Annotated in this window: 1 protein-coding gene and 1 pseudogene; both read right to left on the minus strand. The window is 29.5% G+C overall.

Annotation, left to right across the window (positions count from 1 at the left end; translation table 11 throughout):
• Window positions 1–168 precede the first annotated feature (168 nt).
• On the minus strand, window positions 169–699 hold the full coding sequence (locus JCM14209_RS10325; RefSeq protein ID WP_225349702.1) for a zinc ribbon domain-containing protein: 531 nt from the start codon (window positions 697–699) through the stop codon (window positions 169–171).
• A pseudogene (locus JCM14209_RS10330) lies at window positions 662–1,555 on the minus strand (RNA-guided endonuclease TnpB family protein); the annotation flags it as partial. The gene JCM14209_RS10325 and the pseudogene JCM14209_RS10330, both read right to left, overlap by 38 nt.

Genomic DNA, 1,555 nt, shown 5'->3' on the forward strand with positions numbered 1-1,555 from the left:
ATACACGCTCCGAACCTAGTTATAATGACTGGAAATACCGCCACTATACTAAATATATAATATTCACTAATTATCGCACCCGTTTTGACTCGCTCAGGGTGATACGCATAATTTTGTGCTATTAGTTCGGTAGGATTTGTTTCCGTTTCCTAAAAAACTTCGTTTTTTTTAAATTATTTCCACCAAGTTACTTGCTTTTAATTTAGTATAATCTCTTAATTTTACATGTTTTTCTGGGTGTAATCCCCATTCCTTAATGTTTAAAGCTGCGTTATAATCTCTATCTACTTCTTTACCAGTATATGCTGAAACATATATGCGTTTACCATCTTTATTAGTCTCTCTTAACTCGTGCTTTTCTTCATATTCAGTTCCATATTCTACTTGACTAGTTTTATAAGGATCTACTTTAATAAGAGTTTTATTTTGCTTGTTTACTAACGACTCTATAATCTTTGATAATTCATAAGGTTTGATTAAAGCTAATCTCTTATTCTTACCTGTATTTTGTGCTTTATTCATTGACGAACTACGTTTTCTCATCTCAAAAGCATCTATTTTTTCAATGATAATAGTATCGAAGCCATCGACTAATTCATGTGCTAATTCTCTATATGTTTCAGTTAAAATATTAGCTCTTTTAGCACTTAATTTTGCTTGTTTACGTTGATACTTTTTGCCATAAAGCAGTTTTACCACGCTTGTTGTATTCTCTATCTCTTAAAGATTTAAATTTATCTTTTTCTACTTCTAATTCATTAGCTTTTTTCACAATATCCTTAGGTATTGCTATTATTTTATTTTCAGAAGTTCTAAATACTTCATTTTTAAACATGTTCCAATCTGCACCAACAACTTTATTTTGAGAAATGCGTTGCTTTTCACGAGTAAAAGTTATTTGTAGTCTAAATGTGTTATCTGGCAACCTTTTAATCTTAGTTAAAGCTATCTCTTCAAAATTAATGTTCTTTAAATTCTCAAATACTATTATTTTTCCAAAATCGGCTACATTTAAATGGTGTGGTGAAACCAATTTTGTATTGCCATTAGGTAATTTTTGTGAAGTGATTGTCCTAAATGTGTTATTATTCCGTAGAAAACTCATTGAACCTTTACGATACCATGAACGATGTTTAGGATTTTTGTGTTTCCCATTTTTATCTTTAGTAACATTCATTCTGAGATTATATTTTTCAACATCTGACATTTGCCCTGCTTGTTCTAATCTCTTACGATATTGAGAAAAATTAGTAAAAATTGTTTTCAAAAACTCGTCGGCAGCGTGAGAAGATAATCCTAGTTTCTTAACATTCCAACGTTTTAAGTCGTATTTTTCTTTAATAAACATTGCCTTAATTTTATTATTAAGATAGTTTATTCCTTGTCCAAAAGGCAACGGTCTTCCAATATGTTTACGACCATAGGTCTTATATAAGTACTTCAACGCAAATTGATATAACTCATTTTGTGTTTTTATTGCTTTTTCGTACAATTCTATTTGTTGATAACTTAAAGAAATATGATATTGTCTTGTATATCCAAATTTATTACTCTT

The sequence above is a fragment of the Ligilactobacillus hayakitensis DSM 18933 = JCM 14209 genome, from assembly GCF_000615845.1.
In the GTDB taxonomy this organism is placed as follows: domain Bacteria; phylum Bacillota; class Bacilli; order Lactobacillales; family Lactobacillaceae; genus Ligilactobacillus; species Ligilactobacillus hayakitensis.